We start from the raw sequence: 15,012 nt of genomic DNA on the forward strand, positions 1-15,012 counted from the left end.
CTACCCTTCCGCCGCCGGGTTCCACGCCCCGCGCGCCACCGCGGGGACAAACGCGTCGATGCCGCGCGGCGGGAAGGCGAGCGTGCGCCCCATCTCCGCGCTCTGGTACGCCGCCATGAGGATGCGCACCACGTCGATGCCGTCGTCGAAGGTGAGGCGCGGCTTCTCCTTTCCCAGGAAGGCGCGCACGAAGTGGCGGTTCTCGTCGGTGTAGCCATAGGCGTGGTACTCCTGCGGCACCACCGGCATGACCCCCTGCTCGGCGTTCTGCTTCTCCACCAGGTCCTCGCCCGCCTTTCCCGTCACCTGGCGCGAGAAGAAGAGCTGCAACCCGCTGTCGAGCGACGACCACTTCATGGAGTACTCGGGGCCCAGCAGCTCGGCCGACAGCCGCAATCCGGCGCCGACGAACGACCACGACGTGCTGGCCTCGCCAATCACGCGATGCCCGTCGGCGGTCTCGAACTCGATGGTCATCGAGGCGAAGTCCTCGGACGGGGTGTTGCGATAGTCGACCGCCTTGCCGAAAGTCTGCTTGAGGTGCCTGGCGTACGGCGGGCGGCTCCACTTGAGCGAGGCGATGTGCGCGGTGATGCGCACCGGCTGCACGGTGCGGTACGACTCGCCCGGCTTGGTGAGGAGGTGCCGCACGACGAGCGCCGAGTGGCACATCATGTCGTTGAGGACCCCGCCCCCTTGCAGCTTCCCCTGCCAGAACCACGGTGTATGCGGTCCGCTGTGCTCTTCGGCGGCACGCGCGAGGTAGGGGCGCCCGGTGGTGGCGGCGCCGCGCGCCCAGAGCAGCGCATGCCCGGCCGACACGTGCGGCGCGAAGATCTGGTCCTCGAGATAGCCGTGCATGAGCCCGACCGACTCGACCAGCGCCTTCACCCGCTTGGCCTCGGCCACATTGCGCGCCAGCGGTTTTTCGCAGGCAATCCCCTTGAGCGTCCCTTTCCCGCGGGCGATGGCGTCGACGATTTCCTCGACGTTCTCGATGCGCGCGTGGTTGGGGCCGCAGAGCCAGATGGCGTCGATGGCCGGGTCGGCGACCATGGCCGCAATGCTCTTGTAGGGGCGGGCGGCGCCGACGTCGAGCTCACGGGCCAGCGACGCGGCGCTGGCGGCGCTGCGATGGTTGGGGCTCCACACGCCGAGGACATCGGCGTCACGCACACCGCGCCATCCTTGGATGTGGAAGCGCGTGATGAAGCCGGAGCCTACGAAAGCCACGCCGAGGGACATGAGAGAAGACGGGAAGACGAGAAGACGAGAAGACGAGGGGGGCGGGGGGGGGCGGGAGGTTGGGGGAGTGCTATGGGGTGGCGGTGGGGGTGGTGCGGCGGATGGCTCGGCCGACGAGGATCGTGATGTTGTCGCGGCCGCCGCCATCGAGGGCGTCCTGCAGCAGCGCGTTGCACGCCTCGCGCGCCGAGGTCATGGCGAGGAGGCGATCGCGGATGCGCTCGTCGCTCACATGGCGGGTGAGGCCGTCGCTGCACAGCAGGTGCACCATCCCCCACTCGTTCTGTACACCGGTCACCACCGGCGTCGATTGCTCGCCACCGATCGCGCTGGCCAGCACGTTGGAGAAGCGTGCGATCTTCTGGTCGGTGCGGGTCAGCACGCCCATGTCGATGAGTTCCTGCGCGATGGTCTGGTCGCGCGTGACCTGCGTGAGGACGCCGTCGCGCATGAAGTAGTAGCGCGAATCGCCCACCTGCAGCAGGTAGATTCGGGGCCAGACGCCCAGATAGAGCGTGAGCGTCGTCGCCATCCCCTTGCGCCCGGGAAGCGCAGCGCTGCGTGCGTTGAGCTCCTCGTGTACGCGCAACGCCGCCGCTTCCAGCGTGCGGCGGAAGGTCTCATCGTCGCCGGCATCGGCGGTGTAGAAGCACTGGGCACTGTCGCTCACATAGCGCGAGACGGCGTCGAGTGCGAAGCGCGACGCTTCCTCGCCGGCCATTCCGCCACCGACGCCATCGGCAACCATTGCCAGGAAGGCGAGGCGATCCGTTTCGCGCGTCGTCCCGCTGGTTTCGGGGAGCGACGTGAGGTGCACGCGCATCTGGCGGTGCAGCGAGGCCACCAGGAAGTGATCCTGGTTCTCCGGGCGCACCTTGCCGGGGTGCGTGAGGCCAAAGACGTCGATCTCGTCGTCGCGCGGCTTGCGGACGACGCCGAGTTCGATGGCGTGCTCCTCACTGGTCGCCATGGCCGTCTCCATTGGTTGGCGCGGGGCGCACTACGGGCTGGTCCCCACCAGCGCCTGGTACACCAGCGTGGGGAAGCGATCCCGGATGTCGGTACGGTTGGGAATCTGCTGCACCATGAAGACGACGACCAGCTTCTCCTTGGGGTCGACGCGATAGGACGAGCCGTAGGCTCCGCCCCAGCCGTACGTCCCCTGTGCGCTGAGGCCATTCGCGCCGAAAGCATCGGTCGTCTCGAAGCCGAGTCCGAAGCCGAGTCCAGCGGAGGAATGCAGGGTGCCAACGAGATTCGTCGTCATGAGCTGGACCGTGCGTGGGGCGAGGATGCGTACACCGTCCAGTTCGCCGCCGTTGAGGAGCATTTGCAGGAAGCGGGCGTAGTCGCGCGCGGTGGAGACGAGCCCAGCGCCACCGGCAAACGAGCGCCGCGGTCCGTCGACGTAGTGTCCCTGGCCGCGGGCGCCATCGGCGGCGCGCACCACGGTCCCGTCGCCGCCGCTGCCGTAGACCGCGGTGAGGCGGTTGCGCTTGGCCGCCGGGACGTAGAAGAAGGTGTCGGTCATGCCTAACGGGGCGGTGATGCGGTCGGCGATGTAGGCGTCGAGCGCCATCCCCGACGCCTTCTCCACCACGCACCCCAGGATGTCGGTGTTGTAGCCGTAGACCCACGCCTCACCCGGCTGGGCCACGAAGGGGAGCGACGCCAGGCGCTCCATCGTCTCGCAGACCGGCTCGTCCTTGTCGGCGGTGTACCAGCCGAAGCCGGCGGCGGGGCCCAGGCCACGCGCTTCGTACAGTTTGGCCACGTGCGACTCGGTCCCGTAGGAGATCCCGGCCGTATGCGTGAGGAGGTCGCGGATGGTGATGGCGCGCCTGGCGGGGACAATTGCCACGCCGGTGTCAACCTTGACGGCGACCGTGGTGCGCGCGTAGGCGGGGAGGTAGCGCGACACCGGGTCGCTGAGGGCAATCTTCCCTTCCTCGACGAGGGTCATGATCGCCACGCTGGTGATGGCCTTGCTCTGCGAGGCGATGCGGAAGAGCGCGTCGGGGGTCATGCGGCGCCCCGCCTCCATGTCGCCCCACCCCACCGCCTTCTCGTACGCCACGCGCCCGTTGCGCAGCACGAGCGCCACCGCGCCCGCAACCTTGTGCTCGTCGACAAACGACTGCAGGAAGCGATCGATGCGCGCCAGGCGCTCGGCCGAGAAGCCGTTGCTTCCCTTTGCGGCTGCCGGTTGTGCGGGACGCCAGAACGGACGCGTCGCTTCTCCCTTGGCCGTGGACGCCGACTGCGCGGTTGCCGGTCGCGCCAGGAGCGGCGCGAGCGCCGACGCCAAGGCAAGGAATGCCGCAGCGTGGCGTGCGGCGCCGGCGCATCGCCGCGCGGAGGCGCCAGGTGCAACGTTGGCCATCGGGTGCGAGCGCGAATGGGGCGATGACATGGCGAACCGGTGCGTGTACGGGTGGGAGGCGCGTTATCCCTTGGGGGCGCGAATGCGGATGAGCCCTTCCTGCGCGACCGACGCCACGAGGACTCCGCCTTGCGTGTAGATCGAGCCACGCACGAAGCCGCGCGCCCCCGCGGCAGCCGGCGAGTCCATCACATACAGCATCCACTCGTCGGTGCGGAAGGGGCGGTGCATCCACACCGAATGATCCAGCGAGGCGATCTGCAACGATCGCGACCGGAAGGCGACGCCGTGCGGACCGAGCGCCGTGGGGAGAAGCCCGTAGTCCGACGCATAGGCGAGGACGGCCTGATGGATGATCTGGTCGTCGGGGAGCCTGCCAATCACGCGGAACCAGACCTGTCGCGACGCCGGCCGCACCTCGGCATCGAACGGGTCGTTGGGGGTCACGGGGCGAAAGTCGATCGGGCGGTCCTGCGTGAGCACCGGGCGCAGCGACTCCGGGATGCGGTCCGCCATCTCGCGGATGAGCGAGAGTTCCGGCGCCAACTCGTCGGGCGCTACCACTTCGGGCATCGGCTGCTGGTGTTCCATCCCCGGTTCATCCACATGGAACGAGACCGAGAGATTGAAGATCGCCTGCCCGTGCTGGATGGCGGTCACGCGCCGCGTGGTGAACGAGTTGCCGTCGCGCAGGCGGTCGACGAAGTAGACGATCGGCGCGGCCAGGTCGCCGGGGAGGATGAAGTAGCCGTGTACCGAGTGCGCCTCGCGCTCTCCCTCGACGGTGCGCCGCGCGGCGACGAGTGCCTGGGCAAACACCTGCCCGCCAAAGACGCGTCCCGTCCCCAGGTTGCGATTGCGTCCGCGATAGATGTTGACCTCGAGCGGTTCGAGGTCGAGCAGGGCCAGCAGTTCTTCGGTCGCGGATGACATGGCGAGGCGTGAGGATTTCGGGGAGGTCGATGGCGAACATACCGACCGCCCCCGCTCGCGCGCCACGCCCCGTGCGAGCCAGCCGGCGCACACTGGGAGGTCGTCGGTGGCGAGCGCCTGTGCGGTGTCTGTCCGCGCGTGGGAACCGCAGTCTATCCCCCGGAGTAAGGGTTTAGATTGCGACGCCGAAACTTGAGGAAGCCATGATGCGGTCCGCCCCTTCGACATCCTTGCTGCGCCACCGCCTGCGATCGCTGATCGTGGCCGGAGGCGTTGCCGTCGTGTCGCAGGGGCCGCTGGCCGCGCAGGCACCGCTTGCCGCGCAGCCGCCGGCGACGGGGAGCGTGGCGCGCGCGCTCGCCTTTGGGATCGGCGAGAGCATGGTCTACGACGTGAAGTTCGGGCTGTTCAACGTCGGGACGGCGCGCATGGAAGTGGTGGGGCTCGACACCGTTCGCGGGCGCAAGGTGTGGCACACGAAGCTGGAGATCACCGGGGGCATTCCCGGCTATCGCGTGCACGACGTGCTGGAGAGCTGGATCGACGTCGAGACGTTCAACTCGCTGCGGCATCGGCAGGCGACGGTCGAGGGGAAGCGCGAACGCACCAGGGTCTACGACATCTTTCCCGAGCGCGGCGTCTATCGCGAGCAGGGCAAGGGGGAGTTCCCCACGGTGACCAACCCGCTCGACGAGGGGGCGTTCATCTTCTTCGTGCGCAACCAACCGTTGGAAGTGGGAAAGCAGTACGACTTCCCGCGCTACTTCATCCCCGACCGCAACCCTGTCACCGTCATCACGGCGCGCAAGGAATCGCTCACGGTGCCGGCGGGGACGTTCCAGACGATCGTCATCAAGCCGATCATCAAGTCCAAGGGGGTCTTCTCGAAGAACGGACGCGCCGAGATCTGGTTCACCGACGACGACCGGCGGCTGATGGTGCGGATGGAGACGCACGTCGTCTTCGGGACGATCTCGTTGCAGCTCCGCGAGTTCTCGCAAGGCGCCACGCCCTGAGGGCGAGTGGCGGGGTAGCCAGCGGCGCGGAGGAGTGACGCCGCGCCGAAGCCGCTAGTACGGCAACCCGACCGAGAGCCCGACCGCGCGCGGCGTCACCAGCGGCGACCAGGTGAAGCCCCGCTTTCCGCGTGTTGGGGTCGGCGCGAGCTCCGAGGCGCTCCCCCCCGGTGACAGCTGCGCCCGCCCGCGCGCCACGGTGACGCGCGCCACGCCACCGCCAATCAGGAGCGCCAGCGGGTAGTCGCTCGCCCAATGCACCCCGTTGTTGACCATCGCGAAGCCGAGCACGGTCATCAGCGAGTAGCCTAACGGGCGCACGAACTTCTTCTCCGGATAGTTGAGGGCCACGATCTCCACGGTCGACATCGCGGCCGCCATGTGCCCCGAAGGCATGGCGTCGTAGGCGGGGACGTTGTCGTTGTAGTCGCCCAGGCTGGGAAAGGGGCGCCAGCGCCCGCGCGGCTGCGTGGCCTCGTTGGGCGTCTGCCGGCCAAACGAGCGCTTGAGCAACTGCGTGTACACGCCGAGCGACACCAGCCCCGAGGTGATCTCGCTGGCGGTGGTGCGCGCGCGGTGGTCGTCGTTGCGCATCCCGTGCACGAGGAAACCGCCGGCCACGAGGAGGTCGGTGGTGCCGTCGCCCAGGAAGTACAGCGCGGAGCCGAGCGTGCTGGGGATGGGGAGCTTCATCCCCGCAAAGCGCACGTTGATGGAGGGGTGATTGGGCGGGAGGCCAACGTGCCGCGCCACCATGCGCGTCTTGTCGACCAGGTAGTCGTCGGCGGCATAGAGCGCGGCGGTGCTCACCGCCACCACCCCCCACTCGGCCAGGTTGGAGGGGCGCAGGCCGAGCGTGAAGGTCCCCCCCACCGTGGGCGGGATCTCGCGCAGCATGCGCAGGCGCACCGGCCGGCGGTACTCGTACACGCCGTGCACGCCAAGGTCGACGCGCTGCGCGCTGCCGCGCACGTTGGTGGGGCGCCGGGGGAGGGTGTCGGATGGCGCACCAATGGCGGCCGCGCGCGACGCTTCGAGCGAATCGGCCACGACGCGCGCGCCAGATGCAACGCCGGTGTCGGGCGGTGGATTCTGCGCACCGGCGGTGGCTCCGGCGACAAGTCCGGCGGTGACGAGGCGGGAGAGAAGCACGCGGCGTTTCATGAAAGCCGCCACCTGGAGCCAGCACCGACGCGCGTCCCGTTCATCCTGCCTGCCTCCGCGCGTCATGCGCACCGCTGTCCTGCTCGAGTGAGGCCTAACGACCGCCAGCGTGCCAGGAGAGCGCCTGCATCCCGCTCAACGTGCCGAGTGCCGCGCCGGTCACCACGTCGCTGGGCCAATGGGCGTTCTGGTACATGCGCGCCAGCCCCACGGTCCCCGCGGCGCCGTAGAGTGTGGTGCGGATGAGCCACTTCTTCGAAGGATAGCGCCCAGACAACTCGCGCGAGAGCACGGTGGCCAGGGCGAAGGCGGCGCTCGTGTGTCCCGAGGGGAACGACGACCGGCGGGCGTCGAAGAAGCCGCGCCCCGGGTAGTACTGATCGGGATCGTTGGGCGAGGCGTTGGGGCGCGAGCGCCCCACGAGTCCCTTGATGCCGATGGTGAGGGCACCGCTCAGCATCACCGCCTGCGTCGATTCCATCCCGATGTGCTCCACCACGTCGTGCCCGGTCACGGCGCCGCCGGCCCACAGGAGCGTTCCCACGGTGAGGGGGACGAATCCGCCGAGCGAGGCGCAAAGCACCGACGCCCGGCGCGTGGCGCCGTCAGGGGAACGAAAGCGCCCGATCTCGCGCATCACCGGCTCGTCGATGAGCGACACGGCGGCCGATGCGCCCACCGCGAGGAACGAGTTGCGCACGAAGCGCGGGGCGCCGCGCGCCACCGACAGCGCGTGCAGCGACAGGATGGCCGGCGGGTCGATCTGCAGCCCGGATTGCACCTGGCGGATGGAGTCGCCGCTGAACCCGAGCCCGCGGAGGGCAAGGATCGACGCCTGTGCGGAGACCGACTGGGCGAAGCACATGCCGCCAGCAAGAACGACCGCACGCATCAATCGCGACATCCATCCTCCGGGAAGAGGTACTCACCATCTCAGGAAGGGCGACGGCTCCAGGCAGGCGCCGCGCACCGGCGCGCCGGCGACCATCGGTGCGTTGGCTGCACGCATGCCGCAGCCGGTAACGAGGCGGGGACAAACTGCGGCAACAAGGGACGATCCGCGAGGGGTCAGCCGCCACATGACGGTTACCATCCCGTCCCCTCGCGCCCCCCTCCCCCAGCACAGATCAGACGCCGGGCACCAGCTGCACGTCAATTCGCCCGATGGACCGCGCTACCGGTCGCTCATTCCCTGTGAGGGGAGACACCAGGTGTGCCCCCCTCCCCGATCCGCACAGGTTGGGGAAGCGCTAAGAACGCAGCGGGGTCACTTCTTGAGGGCGTGCCAGACGTCCGAGTAGTCGTCGGTCCAGACGCGGGAGCTGGCAGAGGGGGCCAGGACCGACCACCCCGCGTCGCGCACGAGGGGGGCCAGCGTGTGGGCGCTCGCCGCCATCGCCACCCAGCGCGAGGCGTAGATCAACTGCGACTTCTCCTTCTCGGTCACGTCGCGGTTGCCCGAGGCGCCGGCCAGGCGAGCGTCGCGCGCCAACTCCACCAGGACGGGCTCCAGCTCCAGGTACCGATTGCTGATGTGAAAGGCGACGACGCCGCCCTGTCGCAGCTTCCGGGTGTAGAGCTGCAGCGCCTCGCGCGTCATCAGGTGCACGGGGATCGCGTCCGAGCTGAAGGCGTCGAGCACGATGAGGTCGAGCGACGAGTCGGGGGCGGCGGCCAGCGAGAGGCGCGCATCGCCGAGCACGATGCGGACATCGGGCTGGCACAGGCGCAGGTAGGTGAACAGCTGCGGATGGGTTGCCAGCGAGACGACGAGCGGGTCGATCTCGTAGTAGGTCCAGCGCTCGCCGGCTCGCGCGTAGCAGGCGGTGGTCCCGGTTCCCAGCCCCACCAGCGCCACGTCGCGCGCGCGCGTGCTGTCGGTCGCCAGCCGGAAGATGTCGCCCAACGGTCCTTCGCGGTGGTAGTAGGTGAGCGGCTCCTTCTTGCGGCTGGCGAGGCGCGCCTGTCCGCCGTGCGTGGTGGTGCCATGCTGCAGGACGAGGAACTGCGAGTACTGACGCACCCTGTACACACCGTAGAAGGAGCGCCCCTGGTAGATGGTATCGCTCTCGGCGCGGAGTCCCAGGTCGGTGCCCAGGTAGAGGGCGGCGGCGCCCAGGGCGAGGCGCAACGGCCGCTTGTAGAACGTTGCCGCTGCCAGCGCCGTGGCGCCGAGGAAGGCATAGAGCGTGTAGTCGCCCCACTTCCCCGAGGGGAGGGGGAGATCAGAGCCAAGGACGACGACACCAAGGATGAGGAGCGGGCCGACGACATCGAAGATGGCCGCGCGCCGCGGCGACCCCACGGTGTTCCACATGGGGCGCAGCGCCAGCGCCACGATCATCGCAAAGGGATACTCGATGACGCTGTCGTAGAGGATGGGGGCGAGCAGGACGTTGAAGACGCCGCCCAGCAGTCCGCCGAGCGAGATCCAGAGGTAGTACTCGGTGAGGAACTCCGCGCGCGGGCGGGCATCGGCCAGCTCGCGATGGCAGGCCAGCGCCATCACGAAGAACGTCACCAGGTGCAACGTGGCGACGGCCGCGAGATGCGACGCCGGGTTGGCGCCGATGCTGAGCATGAGCCCCAGGGCCAGGAAGACCTGGAGGAAGAGGACATGCCGCCGGTTGAGGAGCGGGCGCCGGGCGAAGACCAGGACGAAGGTGAGGAGGTACAGCGCCAGCGGGACAACCCACAGGAAGGGGACCGAGGCGATGTCGGTACTGAGGTACGTGGTGACGCCGAGGAGGAGCGACGACGGGGCGAAGGAGAGGAGGACCCAGCGCAGTCGCCAGGCGCGCGTGGGGACGAGGGTGGGGACGCGGGTGGCGACTAGTCTGCCTGTGGGGGCGGTCTCGCTGCCCAATGGAGCATCCGTGCTTTCATTCGCGTTCGCGGGCGCATCCGCCGGCGAGCGCGAGCTCTCACCGGCGCGCCACGCCGCGATACCCGCGGTCGCCAGCAGGGCGAGCAGCACGCCGTAGCCCCACGCCCACTGCACCCCCTGCTCCCCCAGCCGCAACGAGGGTTCGATGAGCGTGGGATAGGCGAGGAGTGCGGCAAAACTCCCCAGGTTGCTGGCCACGTAGAGGAAGTACGGGTTCCCTGCCAGGCGATGCCGCGTCCCGGCAAACCATCGTTGCAGCATCGGCGCCCCTGCCGCCAGCAGCACGAATGGCGCACCCAGCGTGGTGGCGAGGAGTGAGAGGAGCCACCAGATCGCGGCGCCCGTCCCGCTCGTGGGGGGGCGAACCGCGCCAATCGTTATGGGAAGGGTGCTGGCCGCCAGCGCGAGCAGTGCCACGTGCAGCACCGCCTGCCGGGGCACGGAGAGCCATCGCGTGGTGAGGTAGGTATACAGGTAGCCGACCAGCAGCGCCGCCTGGAAGAAGAGGAGGCAGGTGTTCCACACCGCTGGTGTCCCGCCTAACAAGGGGAGCACGAGCTTGGTGAACATGGGCTCCACCACGAACAGGAGCGCCGCGTTCAGGAAGGTGGCGACCGCGAACAGGGCCACGAGGGCGTTCGCCGCTACAGGCATGGGGCGGGGTGGAGTGAGCGCAGCGCGAAGGGTGGACAGGTCGGCGTCGCGCGCTGCATCGTAATCCCGCGTCCTGCGCCCGGCCACCCGACACCCGACCCGCGGGTCACATCAGCCGGCCGCAACCCCTTTCCCTCGCCACGTTCCGCGCGCCACCGATGACATCCGACGCTTTCGCCGAACGGGGCCCGGTTCCCCCCTTCCCGCCACCGCTTCTCTACGCGCTCCCGCTACTGGGTGGCTACGTGCTCCACCGGTGGCGCCCCTTCCCGTTTCTTCCGGGCGCGGTGTCACTCGTTGCCGGTGTGATCCTCGTCGCCTTGGGTCTGGTCGGCATCCCCGCGCTCCGCGCCATGCGGCGCTCGGGCACCTCCCCGCTTCCGTGGCATCCCGTATCCGCCCTCGTGACCGATGGTCCGTATCGACTGACGCGCAACCCGATGTACGTCGGGATGACGCTTCTGTACCTGGGCGGGTCCGCGCTCATGAACTCGGCGTGGCCGCTCGCCTTTCTCCCCGTGATCCTCTTCGTGATGAATGCGCTGGTGATACCGCGTGAGGAGCGGCACCTCGCCGAGCGCTTCGGCGAGCCATACCTGGACTACTGCCGCCGGGTGCGACGTTGGATATGACGGCGAGACGCGCGAGCGCCTAACGCGCGACCTTGTTCCCGGCGATCCACACGGAGTGGATGCGCCGCACGTTGGAGATGTTGGCCATCGGGTCGGCGTCCAGGACGATGAAGTCGCCCCACTTCCCCGCCTCGAGCGTCCCCAGGTCGCGATCGAGCTGCATGCAGCGCGCGGCGTCGCGCGTGGCGGCGGTGAGCACCTGCCGGGGAGTCAGCCCCGCCTGTGCCATGAGTTCCAGCTCCATCAGCTCGAAGTAGCCCTGGAAGCGCCCCACCGGGCCGGTGTCGGTTCCCATGGCGATGGTCACCCCTGCATCGGACAGCGTCTTCAGGTTGCGGCTGGCGACTGCGAGCGCCGCCTTGTAGCGATGCGCCGCCGGGCTGCGGCGCATCGCCTCCTGCCGCGCCGGCTCCTGCACCGTGGCCATCCACGCGCGGTTGGCGTGCGTGAGGAAGAGCGAGTCGCGGAAGAAGTCGGGGGTGGACTCGTAGACAAAGGTCGACACCTCGCGCATGAGGGTCGGGCTCACGCACACCTGTCGCTGCTTGAGCTGGGCGATGACCTCGGCGTCCACGTCCGCGTCGCGAATGCTGTGGGCCACGAGGTCGGCGCCGTCCGCGAGGAGCGCCTTGGCATCGCCGAGGTAGAAGAGGTGAGCCGCCAGGCGCAATTCGTGCTTGTGCGACTCGTCGATCACGGCGCGCGCGACCTCGGCCGGCATCTTCGTCGTCGTCCCCAGGTTGTCGTCGACGCGGATCTTGGCGATGTCCACGTGCTGCGCCGCGACGGCCGCCACCTGCGCGCGCGCCTCGTCAGGCGTCGTGGCGGTGATCACCGGCCCCGCCAGGTAGACGCGGGAGCGCGCCAGCGTCGGTGTGTCCTGCGAGCGCCGCGCCGCAAAGACATCGGCCGGCTCTCCACCGAGCGAGTACACGGTCGTGACGCCGTAGGCGGCATACGTCTCCAGGTCGCGCGCGCCGTTCACGTGTCCGTGCGCGTTGACCAAACCCGGGATCACGACCTTGCCGTCGAGCGCGATTCGCTGCGCGCCAGCCGGCACCGCAACGCGCGCCGCCGGCCCCGCGGCAATGATGCGTCCGTTTCTCACGACGATGGTCGCATTCGGGACGGGAGGGCGATCGGTGCCATCGATCAGGCGCACCCCCGTGAAGGCGCGCGTCGTTTCCTGCGATTGCGCCGCAGCGTGTCGCGGGGAGATGGCAAGCGCGCCGCAACCGAAGAGGACGACCGCTGTGGCGGCGATGTGGCGAAGCGACATGGGACCGGTGGTAGGGGCGTCAGGTGCAACGCGTCTCGAGGGGCGAGGGCGCGGCGTCTCGTCCCAGCGGGACGAGCCGGTGCGCGCAGGAGGATGGGGTCGCGCACCGGGCCCTGCAAGCAGGTCCAACCAACCAGCGCCTTCGTGTGTCCAACCGCGGTCGCCCGATCGTGGAGTAATCGCCATGAAGTCTCTCTCTACTGCCGTTGCCGTCGCCGCGCTTGGCGCCGTCGCCGCGCTTGGCGCTGTCGCGGCGGGCGCGTTGGCGCAGTCGCCAACCATCCGCGACGCTTCGCCCGCGGAGGTCACGTCCAGGGGGCGCGGCAGTGCGCGCGACGCGAGTGTTTCATCGGCCATCGCGGTGCGCACCGTGCAACCGCTTCGTATAGATGGCGTGGGCGATGACGCGGTATGGCTCGCCGCGCCGCGCGTCTCCGACTTCCGGCAATTCGAACCCAAGGTCGACGCCGAAGCCCGCTTCAGGACGGAGTTCCAGGTCGCCTTCGATGCGCGGAATCTCTACGTCTTCGTGCGCATGTTCGATCCGCACCCCGACAGCATCATGCACGCGTTGTCGCGGCGCGACGTGCGCGGTCCGTCGGACCAGGTCAAGCTCCTCATCGACTCGTACGACGACAAGCGCACGGGCTACGAGCTGGCGGTGAACCCTGACGGGGTCAAGCGCGACTTCGCGATGAGCAACGACACCGACGAAGACGATTCGTGGAACGGGATCTGGGACGTAGCGACGACGATCGACTCGTTGGGATGGACGGCCGAGTATCGCATTCCGCTCTCACAGCTGCGCTACGCCCCGGCCAGCGAGCACACATTCGGCTTCGGCATCTGGCGCGACATCGAGCGGTATCGCGAGCGGGTGGCGTGGCCGGCGTACGTCCCCACGCGCAACGGGCTCGTCTCGCAGCTGGGGCGGCTGACTGGGCTCGCCGGGATCACCAGCGCCCGCCGCCTCGAAGTCACGCCATACATCGTGACCAAGAACCTCCAGCGCGTGAAGCCTAACGACCCGTACGCGCGCGGACAGGACGTCGAGATCGGGGGCGACCTCAAGTTCGGGATCACCCCCAACATCACGCTCGACGCCACCGTGAACCCGGACTTTGGCCAGGTCGAGGCCGACCCGGCGGTCCTCAACCTCTCGGCCTTCGAGGTCTTCCAGAGCGAACGCCGCCCCTTCTTTGTCGAGGGGACCGGGCTGTACCAGTTCCAGCTCAACTGCTACATCGTGGTCGACTGCAGCACCAACGAGGGGCTCTTCTACTCGCGCCGTATTGGCCGCTCGCCCGTGCTGCGCGACACCTATGGCGACGCGAGCACGCCCACGTCGACGCCGATCGCCGCCGCCGCCAAGCTTACCGGGCGCACCAGGGGCGGGCTCGCCTTTGGCCTGCTCGAGGCGGTCACCGAGCAGGTGAGTGGGGCGCAGGCGCGCGTGGTGGAGCCGCGCACAAACTACGCCGTGCTGCGCGCGCAGCAGGACCTGCGCGGCGGGAACGCCGGGGTCTCGCTCATCGGCACGGCGGTGAATCGTTCGCTCGACGGCGGGAGCGCTCCCTTCCTGCACGCCAGCGCCTACGCGGGTGGCGCGACGGCCCGCAGCCGATTCCACAACGGCGAGTACGAGTTCAACGCGCAGGTCACCGCCTCGCGCGTTGCCGGTTCGCGCGAGGCGATGTGGCGCACGCAGCGCAGCCCCGTGCACTACTACCAGCAACCGGGCGACGAGCTCACGGTGGACTCGTCGCGCACCTCGCTCGGCGGGCACGCCGAGCAGCTCAAGTTCGGGAAGTACGGCGGCGGGATCACACGCTTCGAGACGTCACTCGTCAGGCAGTCGCCGGGCTTCGAGGTGAACGACATTGGCTTCCTGCGCCGCGCCGACATCACCGACTGGAGCAGCTGGGCCGCGCTCTCCTTCCGCAATGCACGCGGCATCTATCGCTGGGCGCAGCTCAACATCAACCATTGGGAGCGGTGGAACACGTCGGGCACGCGGCTGGACAACGCCGTGAACATGAACGGGCACATGGGGCTCAACAACAACTGGGACGTGCACCTGGGCGGCACCTTCGCCGGGCTCACGCCGAGCTATTGCGACCGGTGCACCCGAGGAGGGCCGGTCCTGCGCCAATCGGCCGGCTTCTACCCGTGGGGCGGCGTCAATACCGATAGCCGCCGTACCGTGTCGGGGGGGCTGTGGGTCAACATGCGTCTCACCGACGAAGGGAAGTCGTACGGCACGTCGCTCTCGCCATACCTCAACCTGCGTGTCTCCACGCGGCTGCAGGCCGGGCTGCAGCTCAATCACTCGCAGCAGCACGACAACACGCAGTGGTACGGGAACTTCGTCGACACGCAGGGGGGCACGCACTACACCTTTGCGCACCTCGACCAGCGCACGGTCTCGATGAGCACCCGGGTGAACTACACCGCGACGCCCAACCTGACCTTCGAGTTCTACGGCGAGCCGTTCGCCTCGTCGGGGAGCTATGACAACGTGCGCGAGGTGAGCGGCACCCCCGGCGCCGAGAGCTACGACGATCGGTTTCGCGCGTACCTCCCACCCTCCGGCGCCACGTCGTCGTTCCGCTACACGCAGCTGCGCACCAACACGGTCATCCGGTGGGAATACCGCCCGGGCTCGACGCTCTTCCTCGTCTGGACGCAGGGACGCCAGGACGACTCGGACACGGGGCGACGGCAGTCGTGGGGGCGCGACTATCGCGACCTCTTTGCCCTGCACCCGGACAACACCTTCCTCGTCAAGCTCGCCTACTGGTTCGATCGTTAGGCTCGGC

Annotated in this window: 11 protein-coding genes; 3 read left to right on the forward strand and 8 right to left on the reverse strand. The window is 68.9% G+C overall.

Annotation, left to right across the window (positions count from 1 at the left end):
• The 4 genes from IT359_15650 to tesB all read right to left on the reverse strand — a co-directional run bounded on the left by IT359_15650 (nucleotide 1) and on the right by tesB (nucleotide 4,561).
• Nucleotides 1-1,245, reverse strand: coding sequence for a Gfo/Idh/MocA family oxidoreductase (locus IT359_15650; protein ID MCC6930420.1), 1,245 nt, complete (start codon nucleotides 1,243-1,245; stop codon nucleotides 1-3).
• 70 nt (nucleotides 1,246-1,315) lie between these two features.
• Nucleotides 1,316-2,215 (reverse strand): serine/threonine-protein phosphatase, encoded by a 900-nt coding sequence (locus IT359_15655; GenBank protein MCC6930421.1) that lies wholly within the window; start codon nucleotides 2,213-2,215, stop codon nucleotides 1,316-1,318.
• A 30-nt stretch (nucleotides 2,216-2,245) separates the two neighbouring features.
• A complete protein-coding gene (locus tag IT359_15660; protein ID MCC6930422.1) occupies nucleotides 2,246-3,658 on the reverse strand; it encodes a beta-lactamase family protein in 1,413 nt (470 codons plus the stop codon).
• A 33-nt stretch (nucleotides 3,659-3,691) separates the two neighbouring features.
• Nucleotides 3,692-4,561, reverse strand: coding sequence for an acyl-CoA thioesterase II (tesB, locus tag IT359_15665; protein MCC6930423.1), 870 nt, complete (start codon nucleotides 4,559-4,561; stop codon nucleotides 3,692-3,694).
• A 230-nt stretch (nucleotides 4,562-4,791) separates the two neighbouring features.
• Here tesB and IT359_15670 point away from each other — a divergent pair, with 230 nt between their 5' ends.
• A complete protein-coding gene (locus tag IT359_15670) occupies nucleotides 4,792-5,577 on the forward strand; it encodes a DUF3108 domain-containing protein (protein ID MCC6930424.1) in 786 nt (261 codons plus the stop codon).
• 54 nt (nucleotides 5,578-5,631) lie between these two features.
• Here IT359_15670 and IT359_15675 read toward each other — a convergent pair whose 3' ends face one another.
• From IT359_15675 to IT359_15685, 3 genes are all read right to left on the reverse strand, one after another.
• Entirely contained in the window at nucleotides 5,632-6,741 is a 1,110-nt protein-coding gene (locus IT359_15675; GenBank protein ID MCC6930425.1) for a phosphatase PAP2 family protein, read from the reverse strand.
• A gap of 94 nt (nucleotides 6,742-6,835) precedes the next feature.
• Nucleotides 6,836-7,645: a phosphatase PAP2 family protein gene (locus IT359_15680; protein ID MCC6930426.1), complete on the reverse strand. Its 810-nt coding sequence runs from the start codon at nucleotides 7,643-7,645 to the stop codon at nucleotides 6,836-6,838.
• A 363-nt stretch (nucleotides 7,646-8,008) separates the two neighbouring features.
• Nucleotides 8,009-10,282 carry a fused MFS/spermidine synthase gene (locus tag IT359_15685; GenBank protein MCC6930427.1) on the reverse strand — a complete coding sequence of 758 codons (2,274 nt, stop codon included), beginning with the start codon at nucleotides 10,280-10,282 and terminating at the stop codon, nucleotides 8,009-8,011.
• A 158-nt stretch (nucleotides 10,283-10,440) separates the two neighbouring features.
• Here IT359_15685 and IT359_15690 point away from each other — a divergent pair, with 158 nt between their 5' ends.
• Nucleotides 10,441-10,914 (forward strand): isoprenylcysteine carboxylmethyltransferase family protein, encoded by a 474-nt coding sequence (locus tag IT359_15690; GenBank protein MCC6930428.1) that lies wholly within the window; start codon nucleotides 10,441-10,443, stop codon nucleotides 10,912-10,914.
• Between the two features lie 19 nt (nucleotides 10,915-10,933).
• Here IT359_15690 and IT359_15695 read toward each other — a convergent pair whose 3' ends face one another.
• Entirely contained in the window at nucleotides 10,934-12,193 is a 1,260-nt protein-coding gene (locus IT359_15695; GenBank protein ID MCC6930429.1) for an amidohydrolase family protein, read from the reverse strand.
• A gap of 184 nt (nucleotides 12,194-12,377) precedes the next feature.
• On the opposite strand from IT359_15695, the gene IT359_15700 reads away from it, so the two are divergent.
• A complete protein-coding gene (locus IT359_15700) occupies nucleotides 12,378-15,005 on the forward strand; it encodes a carbohydrate binding family 9 domain-containing protein (GenBank protein ID MCC6930430.1) in 2,628 nt (875 codons plus the stop codon).
• Nucleotides 15,006-15,012 lie beyond the last annotated feature (7 nt).

The organism is Gemmatimonadaceae bacterium, from assembly GCA_020852815.1.
Lineage (GTDB): Bacteria > Gemmatimonadota > Gemmatimonadetes > Gemmatimonadales > Gemmatimonadaceae > SCN-70-22.